We start from the raw sequence: 13,224 nt of genomic DNA on the forward strand, positions 1-13,224 counted from the left end.
AGCTTTTAAAAACATTTTTTAGGCTCGTTACCTTCTGGTAACGGGCCTTTTTTATTCCTATCGACGCAGCGAACTACAGACCTCATAGAGTTGACTCTAAAGCCCCCCCAGTTTAACAATTATTCGGTCTAAGTATTTATTAACAGCGAGGAATTATCTTGAGCACACAGCAATCTAAAGATTTGAAGAAACCAGACCAAGTCACACAAACATTAAGAGAAGGGTTTGTTTGGACAACAACTCACTCTAAAATTGTGATCACTGCGATTTTCGCGTTTATCGTCATTGGTGCAGGTGCTTCTTTGATGGGTTACCTAAACACTAAAAAAGAAACTGAGACTCAAGGCAAATACGCTGTCGCTGAAAAAGCTTACACAGAAAAAAAACGTGGCTTTGATGAAGCAGCTCGTGCCGAGGTTTTGGCTTCAACAGCTGGTAAAGATAAAAAGAATGTTCCAGCTTTTGATCCTAGCAAAAAAGCATCTGGGGATGTTCAAAAAGACTACGGAACAGTTATCGCTGGCTTTGAGGCTGTCATTGCTGATGCTCCTAAAACAACAGCAGCGCAAATGGCTGCCTTGAATTTGAGCGATATCTATATCACTTATAAAAAGTTTGATGACGCCGTGGCGGCGTTAAACAAAGTGGAAGCTGGCTTGAATAAGTCAGACCTGACTTCGGGGCTGGTTTGGATGCAAATGGGTAATGTCCTTGCTGATAAAGGTGACTGCAAATCTGCTATCGATAAATGGACAGTGATCACAGGTTCTAAAGCATTCGCTTATGCTCATGATGAGGCGAAGCTTCGCCAAGGTCTTTGCTATGAGGCTTTGAACGACTCTGCAAAGGCTGAGCAACTATACACCGAAGTCGCTAACAACACGGCTGAAGCACAAAATGCGGACGTTGCGACCTCTCGTGAAGCATCTAAGTACCTTCGTTTGTTGAAAGCGAAAAAGAACCTTTAGTTTTTAAAGTAAGTAAGGGCGACCATGAAGTTTTTTATTTTCGGGGCTTTGGCTCTTTTCGTGATGGGTTGTACGACCGTAAATAGTTCGATGGATACAACCATCGACAAATGGCGTGCGCTGAACAACAGTAAAAGAACTTTTGAAGTTAAAACGGCATGGGTTCGTCAAACAACTCAGAAAGACAATCTTGGATTCCGCAAGATCAACCGTATGACTCCGCTTTTGGTGGGTGATCTGGTGATCCAAGGAAATGGTATGGATGGTATTTCTGCCTATGGCCGTGAGGACGGTCGTTTGAAGTGGAATCTTCCCATTAAAAACGGTGTCGAGCCCAGCGCTACAATGATCCGCGATCGTTTGTTTGTGGGCGCAAGCGATGGCAACTTTTATTCTGTCGAAGCCAGCACCGGCCGCGTTCAATGGACTTTTCCGACAAAGGCCGAAAACTTATCTGAACCGTTATTGGATGAAGGTATTGTTTACTTCCTAGCCGGAAACAATGTTCTTTATGCATTAGACGCAGCAACCGGACGCCAGGTTTGGTTGTACTCCCGCCAAGACACGTCTGTGTTCTCTATCCGTGGTGGCAGTAAGCCAGCAATCCGTAATGGCAACTTGTATGTCGGTTTCTCTGACGGCTCTTTGGTCGCCTTTAACGCGAAATCTGGCGTGGTGACGTGGGAACTGCAACTGAACCGCAACAAACGTTTCCGTGATATTGATGCAAGCCCAATTCTGGATGGTGAGCAAATCTACATCGCTGGTTATGATGACAAGCTTTACGCTGTTTCTGCGGCGAAAGGCGAAGTTTTGTGGCGTGTGGATCAAGGCGGATATAGCTCAGTGACTATAGCCGGCGATCGCATTTATTATCCAACCACGAACGGTGAAGTACTAGCTTTGAATAAATCCAATGGCCAAAAGGTCTGGAGCTATAAAGTTAAGGACGGTATCGCCACACAGGTAAAACTATTTAAAGGGATTCTGACATTCGGAGAATCTCAAGGCCGTTTGCAATTTTTGGATGCAGGCACAGGGCAAGCTTTAGGAGATATGGAGCCAGGACGTGGTATTTTATCAGCACCACAGGTCGATGAAAGCGCAAATCGTGTGTATTTCATCTCTGGGGAAGCCAATCTCTATGCAATCGATGCACAATGGGTACGTAGCAATTACTAAGCAAACTTTTCTCTGCTGCTAGCAGAGCTTGTATCAAAGTCGGGGAGTCAGTGATGAGAAAATTAGTTACAGCGATTATTCCGGTACTTATTTTGGCAGCTTGCTCTCATGGTGACTGCCGGGGTGAAAAGAAAAAGAACTCTCAAGCTGATGGAGGTGCTGCCGTGACATCTACTACCAATACTTCAGACCGTGTGAAAGTGTTTAAACCAGATGGTTCTTTGCAATGTGGTCAGGGTAAACGCATCCCACTTCCTGATATGCAAAAAGACCTGGGTTCTATTCAGGTTTTCTCTAGCAAAAATGCCAACGACGGTATGATGCGCATCCAACTTTGCGGAAGCCCCACAGGAAACTGCAACGTGTATGAAATTGACCGTAAAGATCTAGCAGCCGCTCAAAAAGCAGGTTTCAAAGAGTGGACTGCTGAATAGTCTCATTCTGAGACGTAACTTCTATTTACGCTCAGTTGCCAATTCTCGCAAGGGGAGTGAATCTCCCCTTACAATTCACCTAAAATCAAATAGTTAACTGCGCACCCTCTTTGCAACTGGAACACACTGAGGTGTCGTGTGCGCTATTTATTTGTATTGCTGTTTATATTCAATACTGGGATTCAAGCTTTCGCGGTGGATTTATCGCGTGATGCCGCTGCTATTGAATCTGTGGATAAATTGCTCGCCGTCGATCGATTGCAGTTCTACGTCATGAATTTAGCTGATTTTTTAGGAAATAAACGTGATCCCAGTTTGATCAAGGTCTTATATTCCATCACTCCTGAAGACATTTATAAAGTCACATCTGATACGAAGATCTTAAATGCACCCACAAATTGGGATGCTGTGATCACTGCTGTTGTAAACAAAAAGGCTCCAGAACTGAAAGCCACTGCTGCGGATTTTAAGTGGGACTATAATTTCTTTAAAAACAAACTTGCAACGAAGTTTGCTTCGGAGCCGCTTAAAGCCGGTAAAGGCGTAAAGCCATTGGCCTTGGATTTTGCCGAGGTCCCTTGGCAAGAATCCCCCGAAGAGCGTGTTGATTCTAAATATTTGATGGATGTTGAAAGATATATCTCTGAAAAAACAACGCGTGCTTTCGTCTGGGATGCAATTATTAATGAACGCAATATTTCATTCATCATTGGTGACCAAAGAGATTTTACGGAAACAGTTGAACGAAATGGTTTTGAGATCGTTAAAGAGATCAAGCCCATGGCAAGAAACTATAATAAAATATTCTTGGCTTATAATCCTAAAACTCAAAAACACTTTTACATGGTGAATTTGATTTCGGGTGCTGACCGCGTGTTACATTTTGTAGATCAGATCAAAGCCTTGAAATTCGACGGAAAAACCTTTGCTTCGAAAAAAGGTCAGGTCTCGGTGTATGGCGATGCTAATCGCTTTCATGAAAAACAAACGGTCATCCTAAAAGACATCTTTAAAAACTTACCCGTGGCAGACAAAGTTTTGATCGGCCAAAAAGGTGCCTTTGAAACGGCGATTAAAGATGCCGGGATGCTTGATATCGTTAAAGTGCAATCTTCTGAACTGCTAAAATCGATGGGTGTCGATAAGTCAGCGCAAGTCTCTAAATTCAACGGTATGGCCCAGCGAGCGATGAAAGAATCTTCGTTTCAGTTAGATGCACTTCACAACTCAAGTGTTAAGATTGAAAATGTCTATGAAAAATATGGGGATAGCATTTCACGTTCTTATGCTCAATTTACCTCGGAACAAGCAAGCCACGAATTCAGCGATTATCTTTTAGAAGATACCAATGGTCAGGTTAAACGCTGGCGGGTCTTTTCCGCAGTCTGGGGTGACGAGATCGTTCCCATTGCGAAAGCTTTGAAGGCCACAGGACACAGGGATATCGTTTACATTGGTACTGCGGGAGCCATGGCCAACAAAGGTATAAAAGTCGGGGACGTCATTCGGGGCGGCTTCGTGCAAACACATACAGGTGAAAAACTAGCTTTCACACAAGGAAACCTTGCACCCACTCCTCAGGACCGCATGGCCATTGTCGGTCAAGTCCATACGCCCTTTGAAGAAACCGAAGCTTGGCTTAAAAAGACAGCCGCTGGTTTCGATATTGTAGAAGTTGAGACCGGCTATTTACGTGAAATCCTGGGCTCCCAGGTAAAACTGGAAGCTTACTTCCTAATTTCTGACGTTGTAGGTTCTGAAAATGAAACGCTAGCGCATGCTGCACAATCATCTTCGCGGCGCAAACGCAATCAGTTAAAACTGTTGGAAAATCTATTTGTACAAAATGGCATACGTGCTCCAATTTCTAATTATGAACCGATCCCGCAAAATGCACGCTTTAAGGCGCTGTTTCGTAAATTGACCGAGCTAAATTCAAGTCGTGATGCGATTTCGGTCTTTCAAATGACTCAAATCGCGATCCGCAATGGATATACAGCGGAATCAGATCTTGCGACCTTGATGAAACAACCGAATTTCAAAAGAGCGGATTTTGATTTTTCAATGAAAAGCCTGGGCAGTCTTTTGGCAAATACCCAGCAATCGTTGCCTCGTGGGCAAACGATGAAATTTTCTAGCGAAGACATCATGAATGGTACATTCAATCCGAAAGTTAAATCTACAGTTTACTTGATCGCCCCCGACGGCATGGCGATGGAACAATTCAAGAACTTTGTTAATCCGACAAGCTTGGATTTTATGAAAAAATATTTTGATATTCAGATTGTGGATTCTAACTCCTTGGCCGCGAACGCAGGGCGATCTGTTTCCACTTTAAGTTCAGATGTTTTGTTTGAGGTCTATCGAGACGTTTTGGGAAAAGCTGGGTTTGGCTTAGAGGTGGATATCTCTGGAAATTATCGCTTGAAAGAATTGACTGGATCATTGGGAGTCCCAAGATGTTCATCCGTGTTTATGTAATCCTCGCGATTCTTTTGATACATAATTTAACCTTTGCGGGTAATTCCATCCCGCAGGATTTGTCATTTGATGAAAGCCTGAGGAAATTGCAGTTTCTGATCAACGAAAACATGAACCGCAAACACCGTGGTGGTATGTTCGAGAATCAACTGGAACTTCGTGAGGCTGCGACGGCTAAAATCGAAAAGGCTTTGGTTGTTGATACGGAAACCCACACACGGATTATTCCTGAATTTAATAGCGACGGTTTAACCATTCGCTTGCAGTACGATGAAACCGTAGAAAAACGTCCAGAACTTTTCTTTAAAGATCTTTTATTATTCACGCGGTTGACTCACTTTGATTTGGGTACGGGAATGAGCGTTTCAGATCGTGAATTTGACAAGTTGATCTTTGATTCGCCCTACACCTGGGCAGAACTTGAATTTAATAATCAAAAGGGGAGTCTGGCGGCGCGTGCCCGTCTGGCTCATATCCATCTCGAGTTGTTAAAATCGACATATGCACAGTCGGCTGCAGAGTTTATCGAGCAAATAACGAAGTCCCCGGGTCGCGTGCAAAACGGGCTCGCAGCCTCTTTGCAAGATTCTGTGGTAAAAGTTCAAGAGCTTGATAAAGCTGCTTTAAAAGACCAACGAGCGCAGAAAAAATCGGTTGATGCTTGGCGATCACAGACCCGTGTCCTAGAAAAATGGGAATCTAATTCTGACAAACTAAATGATCTTATGCTCAAAAATGATCGTCTAGGTGTGGCGCAAATGATTTCCGATTTTCTTCCTTGGGCTGCCATGGAGCCTTCTGAAGCGAACGCTTGGAAGGTTTGGTTAGATGCCATTCGCAGTCCAAGCCCGACACATACCACGGTTGCATTCCGCGGTATTGATTATGAAACCGATAAAATTCAAAGACTCCAATTGCCAAACGGTGAAAATCGCGTGGCCTTTATGTCGACCGTTTTAACCAAGAACCAAGGGAACTATACTCGTCGTTTAAGATCTCTTTCAGTGAATCGCTTGCAGAATGGCGATATCTCAATTGAAAATACCACACGATTTGCCGGAACTGCGCCTATAGTTGGTATTTCCGATCAAATGACGATTCATGCACAAGAGCCGCGAAGTTCTAATTTCTTGTCATTCACATATGATCCTTGGGTTGCGATTAAATTTATTGGCCGTAAAAAGGTGGTGAATGAAAAAGGGCAGATGAAACATATTCCAAACGGCGGCTTTTTAGCGGTGAAAATAGACAGCCGTCGTTTGTTTCCAAATATCATGTCGGAATATCCGGGTGAAATCGAATTGCTTGCACCATTAGTTATATTCCCAGATGAAGTTGCCGGTTACAAAGAGGGTCCTTTCTTAGGCAAAACCCCTGAAGATACGATGGACCATTTCCTAAAACAGGTCGCGAACCTAACAGATACCAATGTGACGATTTGGTTGGATCGCAACGCGAAGAAATCGCAGTTTAAATACTATTTCAAACGAGATGGATTTGCGTTCATGAATCAATTTCTTTTAAATGATCCGAAACATGCGCCATTGTGCTCGGGAATTTTCAACTAACCATTGAAACATAATGATATATCTTCATAGATAAGTTTCATCCGAGGTCCAGCTTTTAAATAATCTCGCTAGATCCTGGGTAAAACCATCTTATTTCATTGGTTTTCTAGGTCTTTGTTTCAACCTGTTTCTTAAATAAAGATCTGTGTCGTTAGACTTTTTGTTTTCTATTCATTTTATGGGAATTGAAACTTTGAAGTTTGATTTCAAATCAAAGAAATCAAACTTCAAAAGAATACAAAATGCATTTTCTTTGGATTTAAACAGATCAATTTCGACATGATTTAAACCTATAGATCTAGATCTAATTCGAACCTGTTGAAGTGTTTAAAATACGCATCAAATAACCAAGGTTTTTGATGGTTAAATCGATAGGAATCGCAGGTTTTAAAATGATCCGTTTTAAAACAATTAAAAGAACCAGCAAGTAAGTAAGGTTTTTGATGCGTATTTGAGCTGTATTTAAACGATCAAGGATTGGAGTATGCATAGCCATACCAAAAAGGTAGGTTTTAACCTTGGCGATTTAAACGCAAATTCGAAACTCAAAAGAAGTAGGTCCGAAATCCAGGGCTTTTGATAAGGATTCATTGATCTAAATATACGGCCTAATAAAATGATTCAAAACAGGCTGATAGATCCCAAGATTGGTTTAAATGGCGATTCCGAATGTTGAAATGAACCTTGAATCGATAATACGCCATCGAAGGATCAGATCGAATATATGCATTTAACGCCGTAAAGAAGCCCTCTAATCAAATACACTACATATATACCGTTACATAATATAACTTATCAGAAGCTTTTATGGGCCTGTTTCTGAACGCCGTTAACTTTATAAATCAAAACCCGATCGGTCTGCTGATAGTTGATTTTCGATAAGTTCATGCATCAGATAAAATACCACGATCATAATTTATTTAAAAAAAGTATTCTGTCATTTTAGTCTGGGAATTCTCGAACGGAAGAATCTTTGCAAACCAATATGTCTCTCGCGTACCGTCGACGTTAATTTCGCTCATCTCAAAAGAACTCACTGTCGCCGTCAGCACAGATTCATCTTTAAGCTTAAAACGCATTCCATGGATGCGCTTAGCGGTTACAATAAGTTCGTCAACAGTTCCTTCAAAGGATTTAGAACCTTCAGAAACGACAGTTTCCAGTGGTCGCCCTTGTAACTCTTCTTGTGTGTAGCCCAAAGAAGACACGAATCTATCTGATAAATTGCTCATAGAAAGAGACTTCTGATTTACGACCAAAATCAAATCTTGCTCTTGGTACTGTTGCATCCACAATTCGATTTTTTCTAAAAAAGATAGTTGATCTGTATAGTCCTCGATGATCTTCATGGTCTGAAATCTTGAGGAATCTGGATCTTCGATCTTAGTCACGGTTTCTAAAACAAACAATTTGCGACCATCTTTGGCTTTACGCCAGTTAAACTTTGCTCCTGCTATAGTCGTGTCTTCCGAGGAATCAAATAGCAATATTGCGTCAGATTGGTCGATGATTTCTGACTGGTTGTATCCAAGCAACTGTTCAACATTGGAATTCCAAACAGTGATTCGATGTTGATCATCTGTCATGTAAGCTGCTACATGTTCGATATTTCGGATTTGATCAACGATTGAAATGCCACTTGAGCCCATGTCTTTTTCCTTATGAGAAACTTTTTTGCTGAATCTCCTCTATAAACATAATTATTCAATCAACTATGGTCAAAAGATGGCCGCACTAAACTTGCAGTTATAATTATTAACAACTAAGAGTGATTGAATAGGATTACAGCTGACATTTTTTTAGCTTTTACATTTCCCCTATGCCATTTGGTTGTCTAAGATGAGCAAGTATTAAATAGGTTTATAACAATTATTTTCATACCATATTCACGTTCATGCTAAGTCTAATATTGATGCTTAACCTTAACTTGATTTTTATGAACTAAAGGGTGCATTTTGTCTTTATCGGATTACATTAAAAAGAAAAGACTGAACGCCCTTCTGACTCAGCAGGAAGCGGCAAAGCTATTGGGCTACAAAAAGTCCCAGTTCCTATCTAATTTGGAGTTAGGAAATAGAAAACCGCCTTTAGAAGTTCTAAAGAAGATGTGCGAAGTTTATAAAATTCCGCCTGAAGAAATGCGTGAGGAATACATCCGAAGTACATCCAAAGAGGCAGAGGAAACTGCCGAAAAAAAATGGGATGAGTCAGAGAAAAAATCCGCTAAAGATGACGGAAAATCCAACGGCGAGTGATTTTGTTTAATTCAAGATAATATGATTGTTTGAAATTACCACCTGGGTCTGTGGATTCACCAATTCCAGGTGTACATGCGGCTTATAAGGGCTGTGGTTTCCTAAGACCGAGTTGTTATCGATTCTAAACCGACGTTTTCCATCCGAGCTTAAAAACACTCCCGAACCTGCTTTGCCAATCTGTGAATATTCTTGGCCCATCCATTTCTCTCCGAGCGCCAAAGCTTCGGTTTGATTGACTGTGAATCGACTCGTGATATTTCCATGGCCTTCGATGGTTTCAATGATCACATCATCTAATAATTTTTCGTCAATCGACTCTTTAAAGAATAATAACGACTTTGTCTCGGCCAGCGTAAAGACGGACTGACATTGCAATGTGGATTGAGCGTGGGCCGTCAGGCTCCCCGTCAATGAAACTATCGCCACAAGGGCTATTAAAGTGTTTTTAAACCATTTCCTAAGATCAGCCATAGATAAATACGAAGCTAAAATCGGACCATCGTAAGATGAAATATAGCCACTTTAAAATAGAAACCATTGGTGATTAACTGGACAGCTGACATTTTAGGTGTGGTCTTTCCATTGCAAAGAAAAAAAATGATGAATATGGGATTGATTCGCTATTGCTTAAAATTAAAGGCAGTAAGTTGATTGTTTATCGGATTGACAGCTGTATTGCCAATTCCCGCCTATGCGACGCTTAGCTGCGACAACGTGTTTGCAGAAGAAATCGAAACAGTTCCCAGAGTGTTCTATAAACGACTGATCAGTAAATCCCTTCTTGAAGCCTCCGCAAACACCGAGCTTATTAAAGCCAATATTGCGAAACTTGCGTCGGCAGTCCTTCATGAAAACTCTGCTGTGATCAAAAATGGTCGCGCCTACAACAGCGTGCCAATGACCGACTTTGTTGTTCAGGAAGTGAAACTGATTCCGGGCCAATACGTTGATGGCTACGCATTATTCATAGTGAAACTTCGCAGCCAACGAGATGGGGATGTAGAATTTGAAAGAATTCGCTCTAACGGTTACGCTGCATTTATTGAAAGATCCTTTCAATTTCGCCAGGACCTAGCCAGCCAAGAGCCCCCGGCGAAAAGATTCAAGGCAGCGTTCTTAGAAAATGAAACAGTGAAAATGATCGATCAAGGGGAGGTTTTCATTTCCAGTCTCCCCGACCAAATTAATTTATCTCGAGTGATGAATCAGGCCGAGCGTGAACAGTGGGTAGAAGACAAGCCTCTCCGCACAGGACCTTTTGGCGCCAGGACGCATTTCGCAGTCAATTATTTTAAGTTTCAAAAACAAGAACCTTATCTGATTCCTTATTCCAAACAGCAGCTTCTAAAGGCTTATCGCAATGGCGATGTCGAGATCAATACTTATGATTCAATTCCTCATCATGAAATGTGGCACGGAAAAATTGATCTGGAATTTGAAGTTGTTTTCACGGGCATTAAAGCCATGGAGTCTTTGCGCCCGCTACTTAAAAATGGTCTAAGGCAAGACATTCTAAAATTTGAATAGCCGGGACCGGGATTCTCCCGGCTGTAGATACTCATGTGATTATTGATAATGATACAAACGCGCTTTAATTTCAGAGATACGCTCTTCAATGAACGAGGTGGGATCTGGATCGGATTTTATTTTGCCAGAGGTATAGTCTAGAAACGCCTCTTCATAAAACGGCTGAGCGGCAGCGTAATTCTTCATCTCATAATAAGTATTTGCGATATTCAGATTAGGAGCCCCCCGTAAGGCAGCATCTTTTTTTGATTTCTCTTTTAGATCTAGATATAGTTCCAAGGATTTATTTAAATCCCCTAGGTAATTATAATAAGCCGCCTCTTGAAACTGCTTTTCCTGAGCAGGATAAAAATCATCAATCATCGACCTAACCGCCGATTTATATTTGTCTTTAAGTTCTGGTTTTTTTAATTGCGATCTTAGAAAAGAAATCAAATTCTCGATGGCGCGTGTATTGCCCGCAGTTTTAAAACCCTGATACATTTTTAACGGATCATCTTCGACCACGCAGCTTTCGCCTTTTAAGCATGTCGAAACCAAACTTTCAAAGTTTCCAGCAGTCAAGCTTAAAGGTTTTGATTCTGCCTTCGGAGTGTCGTGATAAACAACCAGCTCTGTCCCTGAAGGAAGTTGCACTCGAGTGATCTGGTTTTCTGGAATTACCGGAGCTTGTTCGGTGCCCGTTTTTTTGGGATAAAAAACAACCGCAATGACTATCACGATCACTAAAACTACGAAGATGGCGATGAGGGTTTTTTTGTTTTTCATGCATTTATCATGAACGAATTTTCGAACGAAACGAAGTTTTTTTATTCAATCTTATTGAAGCTGATTGAGTTGATCTTGTTTTTCACGCAAGAGTTCTTGAATAGATCGAATCACTTCCTGCTGCCCCTGGACATTTCTAAAACCCAAACAAGTTCATATTTGTTTGGGGATTAAATAACTTCATTTTTAATACAAAAGTTCTGCCTAAAATCTTGAATAGAGACGTTCAAAATGAGATGTCGTGTTGAGCTAAGTGGCTGTATTCACGACATTAATAAGAATTAGTCTAGTCATGAGAGCTTTTTGTCGGCCGCCATGGTATCCTAGTCATATCAAAGACAGGAATTTTCTTCCTGTTCGCTTTTTTAAGTCTTTTTTCCGCTATGGATTCAAAAAAAGATCTCCCAGAGAGTCATCTGGGGCACGGGGTAAAAAAACTGAATAAACGACTGGAAAGGTCATCATAAAAGGTGCTTTATGCCATATGCATATCTTGCGGCGGCAATTATCTTCGAGATCTTGGGTACGATCGGTATGAAATACGCGGAAGGTTTCACTCGGCTGATTCCTTCGGTATTAATGGTCCTCTGTTTTGCTATTTCTTTTTTCTGTATTACTTTTGCTCTTAAAACTCTGCCTGTGAGTTTGGTCTACGCGATTTGGGCGGGTGTCGGTACGGCAATTATGGCGGTGGTGGGGCTTGTTATTTTCAATGAGCCACTTCCGATGCAAAAAGTGTTTGCGACATCTTTGATTATTTTAGGTGTTGTGATGTTGAATTTCTCTGGCCAAAGTTCTTCAGTAGAAAATGTTGCTGCGGAAACAGAAGCTAAAGAGATTAAACGTGTTCCGTCGACGACGGTTGTAGCGCCGTCTTCGGTGGAGTTGCGCGGGAGATCTTCTGTGATGGATAGAAATTCTGGTTAATGTATAAATAAGAAAAAGCAAAATAGAGAATTGAAAGACCGAAGTGAACCTTCGGTCTTTTTTTTTTGAGCTATATTACCCATAACCTAAGTTACGCTGTTCGACTGTCCGATAATTTGTTGGACCTCTCCAAATCACCAATCAAATTCTTTATGGAACTTCCATCACAGTGGGGCAAGTCAAATTGCCCATTCGTTGCTCAAACTCTGCAAGAGAAATATCATTTTCAGTGGGGACGATTATCGTCGTGACTATGAATTTGTTCTTCAACGAATTCATTCAAACGATCAAAAGGTGTTTCTGCTCTTGATGCATACTTCAAAAATCCCATTATCGTCTTTTTTAGTAATTCATTTTGTTTTTGGTCTTTCAGCTGATCTTTATCGTCGAAGGCCTTTTCGGCAAAGGCGACACCGAAGAAATCCGGGTAAACGAAGGCGCCGAGCACATGAAATGGGACTCGTGCATGAAAATTGCCTTTAATCGATGCAAATTGGCTTGTAGAGGCTCCAATTAATAGAATCTGCTTTCGTGATAGGGGTACGGGTTTAAGGCGTGAAAGCCAATCTATGGCGTTTTTGAATGTGCCGGGAATACTCCCATTGTATTCGGGTGACGAGATTATGATCGCATCGGCTGCGCTTATCTTTTCGGCAAGTTTTTTAACGGCCTCTGGAATTCCCTCGCCCGTTTCAATGTCTCCGTCGTACATGGGCATAGGAAAATCATTAAATTCAGAAAGTTCGACCTCAGTGCCGGGGAATTCTTCGGCGTGGGCTTTCGCTATTCGAATGAGTTTTTTGTTGAAGGATCCTTTTCTTAAAACGGGGGCAAAACAAAATATTTTCATTTGCGTGATCCTTCCTTTTAAAAATTTTCAGTAAAACTCATTTCATGGGCTGCGGGAATCCCTTATTAAAAGGGCGAATTCTCAATTTATAATTTTAAATGGTGGCGATCAGCTCTCTAAGAATTCTTGTTAATGGATTGCTAACAAACAAGCGCAGATTCTGACCTTTTTTGGAAGAAGCAACTGGGTTGGTAGCACTCATTAAAATTTCATACGAGTTTATGGGCGGGTTGTGACTAAAAATAGAGTTACAAAATTCGC

General features: G+C 41.4%; 13 protein-coding genes. 8 read left to right on the plus strand and 5 right to left on the minus strand.

Annotated elements, in window-relative coordinates; genetic code table 11:
- The first annotated feature begins 158 nt into the window (after positions 1-158).
- The 5 genes from B9G69_RS14020 (at position 159) to B9G69_RS14040 (ending at position 6,633) form a co-directional block, all read left to right on the plus strand.
- Complete coding sequence (locus tag B9G69_RS14020; RefSeq protein WP_088614643.1) at positions 159-968, plus strand: hypothetical protein; 810 nt, start codon at positions 159-161, stop codon at positions 966-968.
- Between the two features lie 24 nt (positions 969-992).
- Entirely contained in the window at positions 993-2,150 is a 1,158-nt protein-coding gene (locus B9G69_RS14025; RefSeq protein ID WP_088614644.1) for a PQQ-binding-like beta-propeller repeat protein, read from the plus strand.
- A gap of 53 nt (positions 2,151-2,203) precedes the next feature.
- Positions 2,204-2,584 (plus strand): hypothetical protein, encoded by a 381-nt coding sequence (locus tag B9G69_RS14030; RefSeq protein WP_088614645.1) that lies wholly within the window; start codon positions 2,204-2,206, stop codon positions 2,582-2,584.
- A 138-nt stretch (positions 2,585-2,722) separates the two neighbouring features.
- Entirely contained in the window at positions 2,723-5,065 is a 2,343-nt protein-coding gene (locus B9G69_RS14035) for a hypothetical protein (RefSeq protein WP_088614646.1), read from the plus strand.
- On the plus strand, positions 5,044-6,633 hold the full coding sequence (locus tag B9G69_RS14040) for a hypothetical protein (RefSeq protein WP_088614647.1): 1,590 nt from the start codon (positions 5,044-5,046) through the stop codon (positions 6,631-6,633). Before B9G69_RS14035 ends, B9G69_RS14040 begins: the two co-directional genes overlap by 22 nt.
- A 304-nt stretch (positions 6,634-6,937) precedes the next feature.
- On the opposite strand, the gene B9G69_RS14045 is transcribed toward B9G69_RS14040, so the two are convergent.
- Both B9G69_RS14045 and B9G69_RS14050 read right to left on the minus strand, forming a co-directional pair.
- Positions 6,938-7,129 (minus strand): hypothetical protein, encoded by a 192-nt coding sequence (locus tag B9G69_RS14045; RefSeq protein WP_217897668.1) that lies wholly within the window; start codon positions 7,127-7,129, stop codon positions 6,938-6,940.
- Between the two features lie 424 nt (positions 7,130-7,553).
- Positions 7,554-8,282, minus strand: a complete 729-nt coding sequence (locus tag B9G69_RS14050; protein WP_088614649.1) for a PAS domain-containing protein — start codon at positions 8,280-8,282, stop codon at positions 7,554-7,556.
- A gap of 306 nt (positions 8,283-8,588) precedes the next feature.
- On the opposite strand from B9G69_RS14050, the gene B9G69_RS14055 reads away from it, so the two are divergent.
- Positions 8,589-8,888: a helix-turn-helix domain-containing protein gene (locus tag B9G69_RS14055; protein ID WP_176400913.1), complete on the plus strand. Its 300-nt coding sequence runs from the start codon at positions 8,589-8,591 to the stop codon at positions 8,886-8,888.
- Positions 8,889-8,894: 6 nt separating this feature from the next.
- Here the strand turns inward: B9G69_RS14055 and B9G69_RS14060 are convergent, their stop codons facing one another.
- Complete coding sequence (locus tag B9G69_RS14060; protein WP_088614651.1) at positions 8,895-9,362, minus strand: hypothetical protein; 468 nt, start codon at positions 9,360-9,362, stop codon at positions 8,895-8,897.
- Between the two features lie 192 nt (positions 9,363-9,554).
- On the opposite strand from B9G69_RS14060, the gene B9G69_RS14065 reads away from it, so the two are divergent.
- The gene (locus B9G69_RS14065; protein WP_265437798.1) at positions 9,555-10,418 is read left to right on the plus strand and encodes a hypothetical protein; all 864 of its coding nucleotides are present in this window, start codon (positions 9,555-9,557) and stop codon (positions 10,416-10,418) included.
- A gap of 39 nt (positions 10,419-10,457) precedes the next feature.
- On the opposite strand, the gene B9G69_RS14070 is transcribed toward B9G69_RS14065, so the two are convergent.
- Complete coding sequence (locus B9G69_RS14070) at positions 10,458-11,186, minus strand: tetratricopeptide repeat protein (RefSeq protein WP_088614653.1); 729 nt, start codon at positions 11,184-11,186, stop codon at positions 10,458-10,460.
- 477 nt (positions 11,187-11,663) lie between these two features.
- Between B9G69_RS14070 and B9G69_RS14075 the strand changes: the two genes are divergently transcribed.
- A complete protein-coding gene (locus B9G69_RS14075; protein ID WP_088617404.1) occupies positions 11,664-12,113 on the plus strand; it encodes a DMT family transporter in 450 nt (149 codons plus the stop codon).
- 226 nt (positions 12,114-12,339) lie between these two features.
- Here the strand turns inward: B9G69_RS14075 and B9G69_RS14080 are convergent, their stop codons facing one another.
- Positions 12,340-12,963, minus strand: coding sequence for an NADPH-dependent FMN reductase (locus B9G69_RS14080; protein ID WP_088617405.1), 624 nt, complete (start codon positions 12,961-12,963; stop codon positions 12,340-12,342).
- Positions 12,964-13,224 lie beyond the last annotated feature (261 nt).

It is taken from the genome of Bdellovibrio sp. SKB1291214, assembly GCF_002209355.2.
Taxonomy (GTDB): Bacteria; Bdellovibrionota; Bdellovibrionia; order Bdellovibrionales; family Bdellovibrionaceae; genus Bdellovibrio.

Excerpts from the sequence above, each read along its gene's own strand:
- B9G69_RS14025 (WP_088614644.1), top strand. The coding sequence starts at position 993 with ATGAAGTTTTTTATTTTCGGGGCTTTGGCTCTTTTCGTGATGGGTTGT.
- B9G69_RS14030 (WP_088614645.1), top strand. The coding sequence starts at position 2,204 with ATGAGAAAATTAGTTACAGCGATTATTCCGGTACTTATTTTGGCAGCT.
- B9G69_RS14040 (WP_088614647.1), top strand. The coding sequence starts at position 5,044 with ATGTTCATCCGTGTTTATGTAATCCTCGCGATTCTTTTGATACATAAT.
- B9G69_RS14045 (WP_217897668.1), bottom strand. The coding sequence starts at position 7,129 with ATGGCTATGCATACTCCAATCCTTGATCGTTTAAATACAGCTCAAATA.
- B9G69_RS14050 (WP_088614649.1), bottom strand. The coding sequence starts at position 8,282 with ATGGGCTCAAGTGGCATTTCAATCGTTGATCAAATCCGAAATATCGAA.
- B9G69_RS14060 (WP_088614651.1), bottom strand. The coding sequence starts at position 9,362 with ATGGCTGATCTTAGGAAATGGTTTAAAAACACTTTAATAGCCCTTGTG.
- B9G69_RS14070 (WP_088614653.1), bottom strand. The coding sequence starts at position 11,186 with ATGAAAAACAAAAAAACCCTCATCGCCATCTTCGTAGTTTTAGTGATC.
- B9G69_RS14075 (WP_088617404.1), top strand. The coding sequence starts at position 11,664 with ATGCCATATGCATATCTTGCGGCGGCAATTATCTTCGAGATCTTGGGT.
- B9G69_RS14080 (WP_088617405.1), bottom strand. The coding sequence starts at position 12,963 with ATGAAAATATTTTGTTTTGCCCCCGTTTTAAGAAAAGGATCCTTCAAC.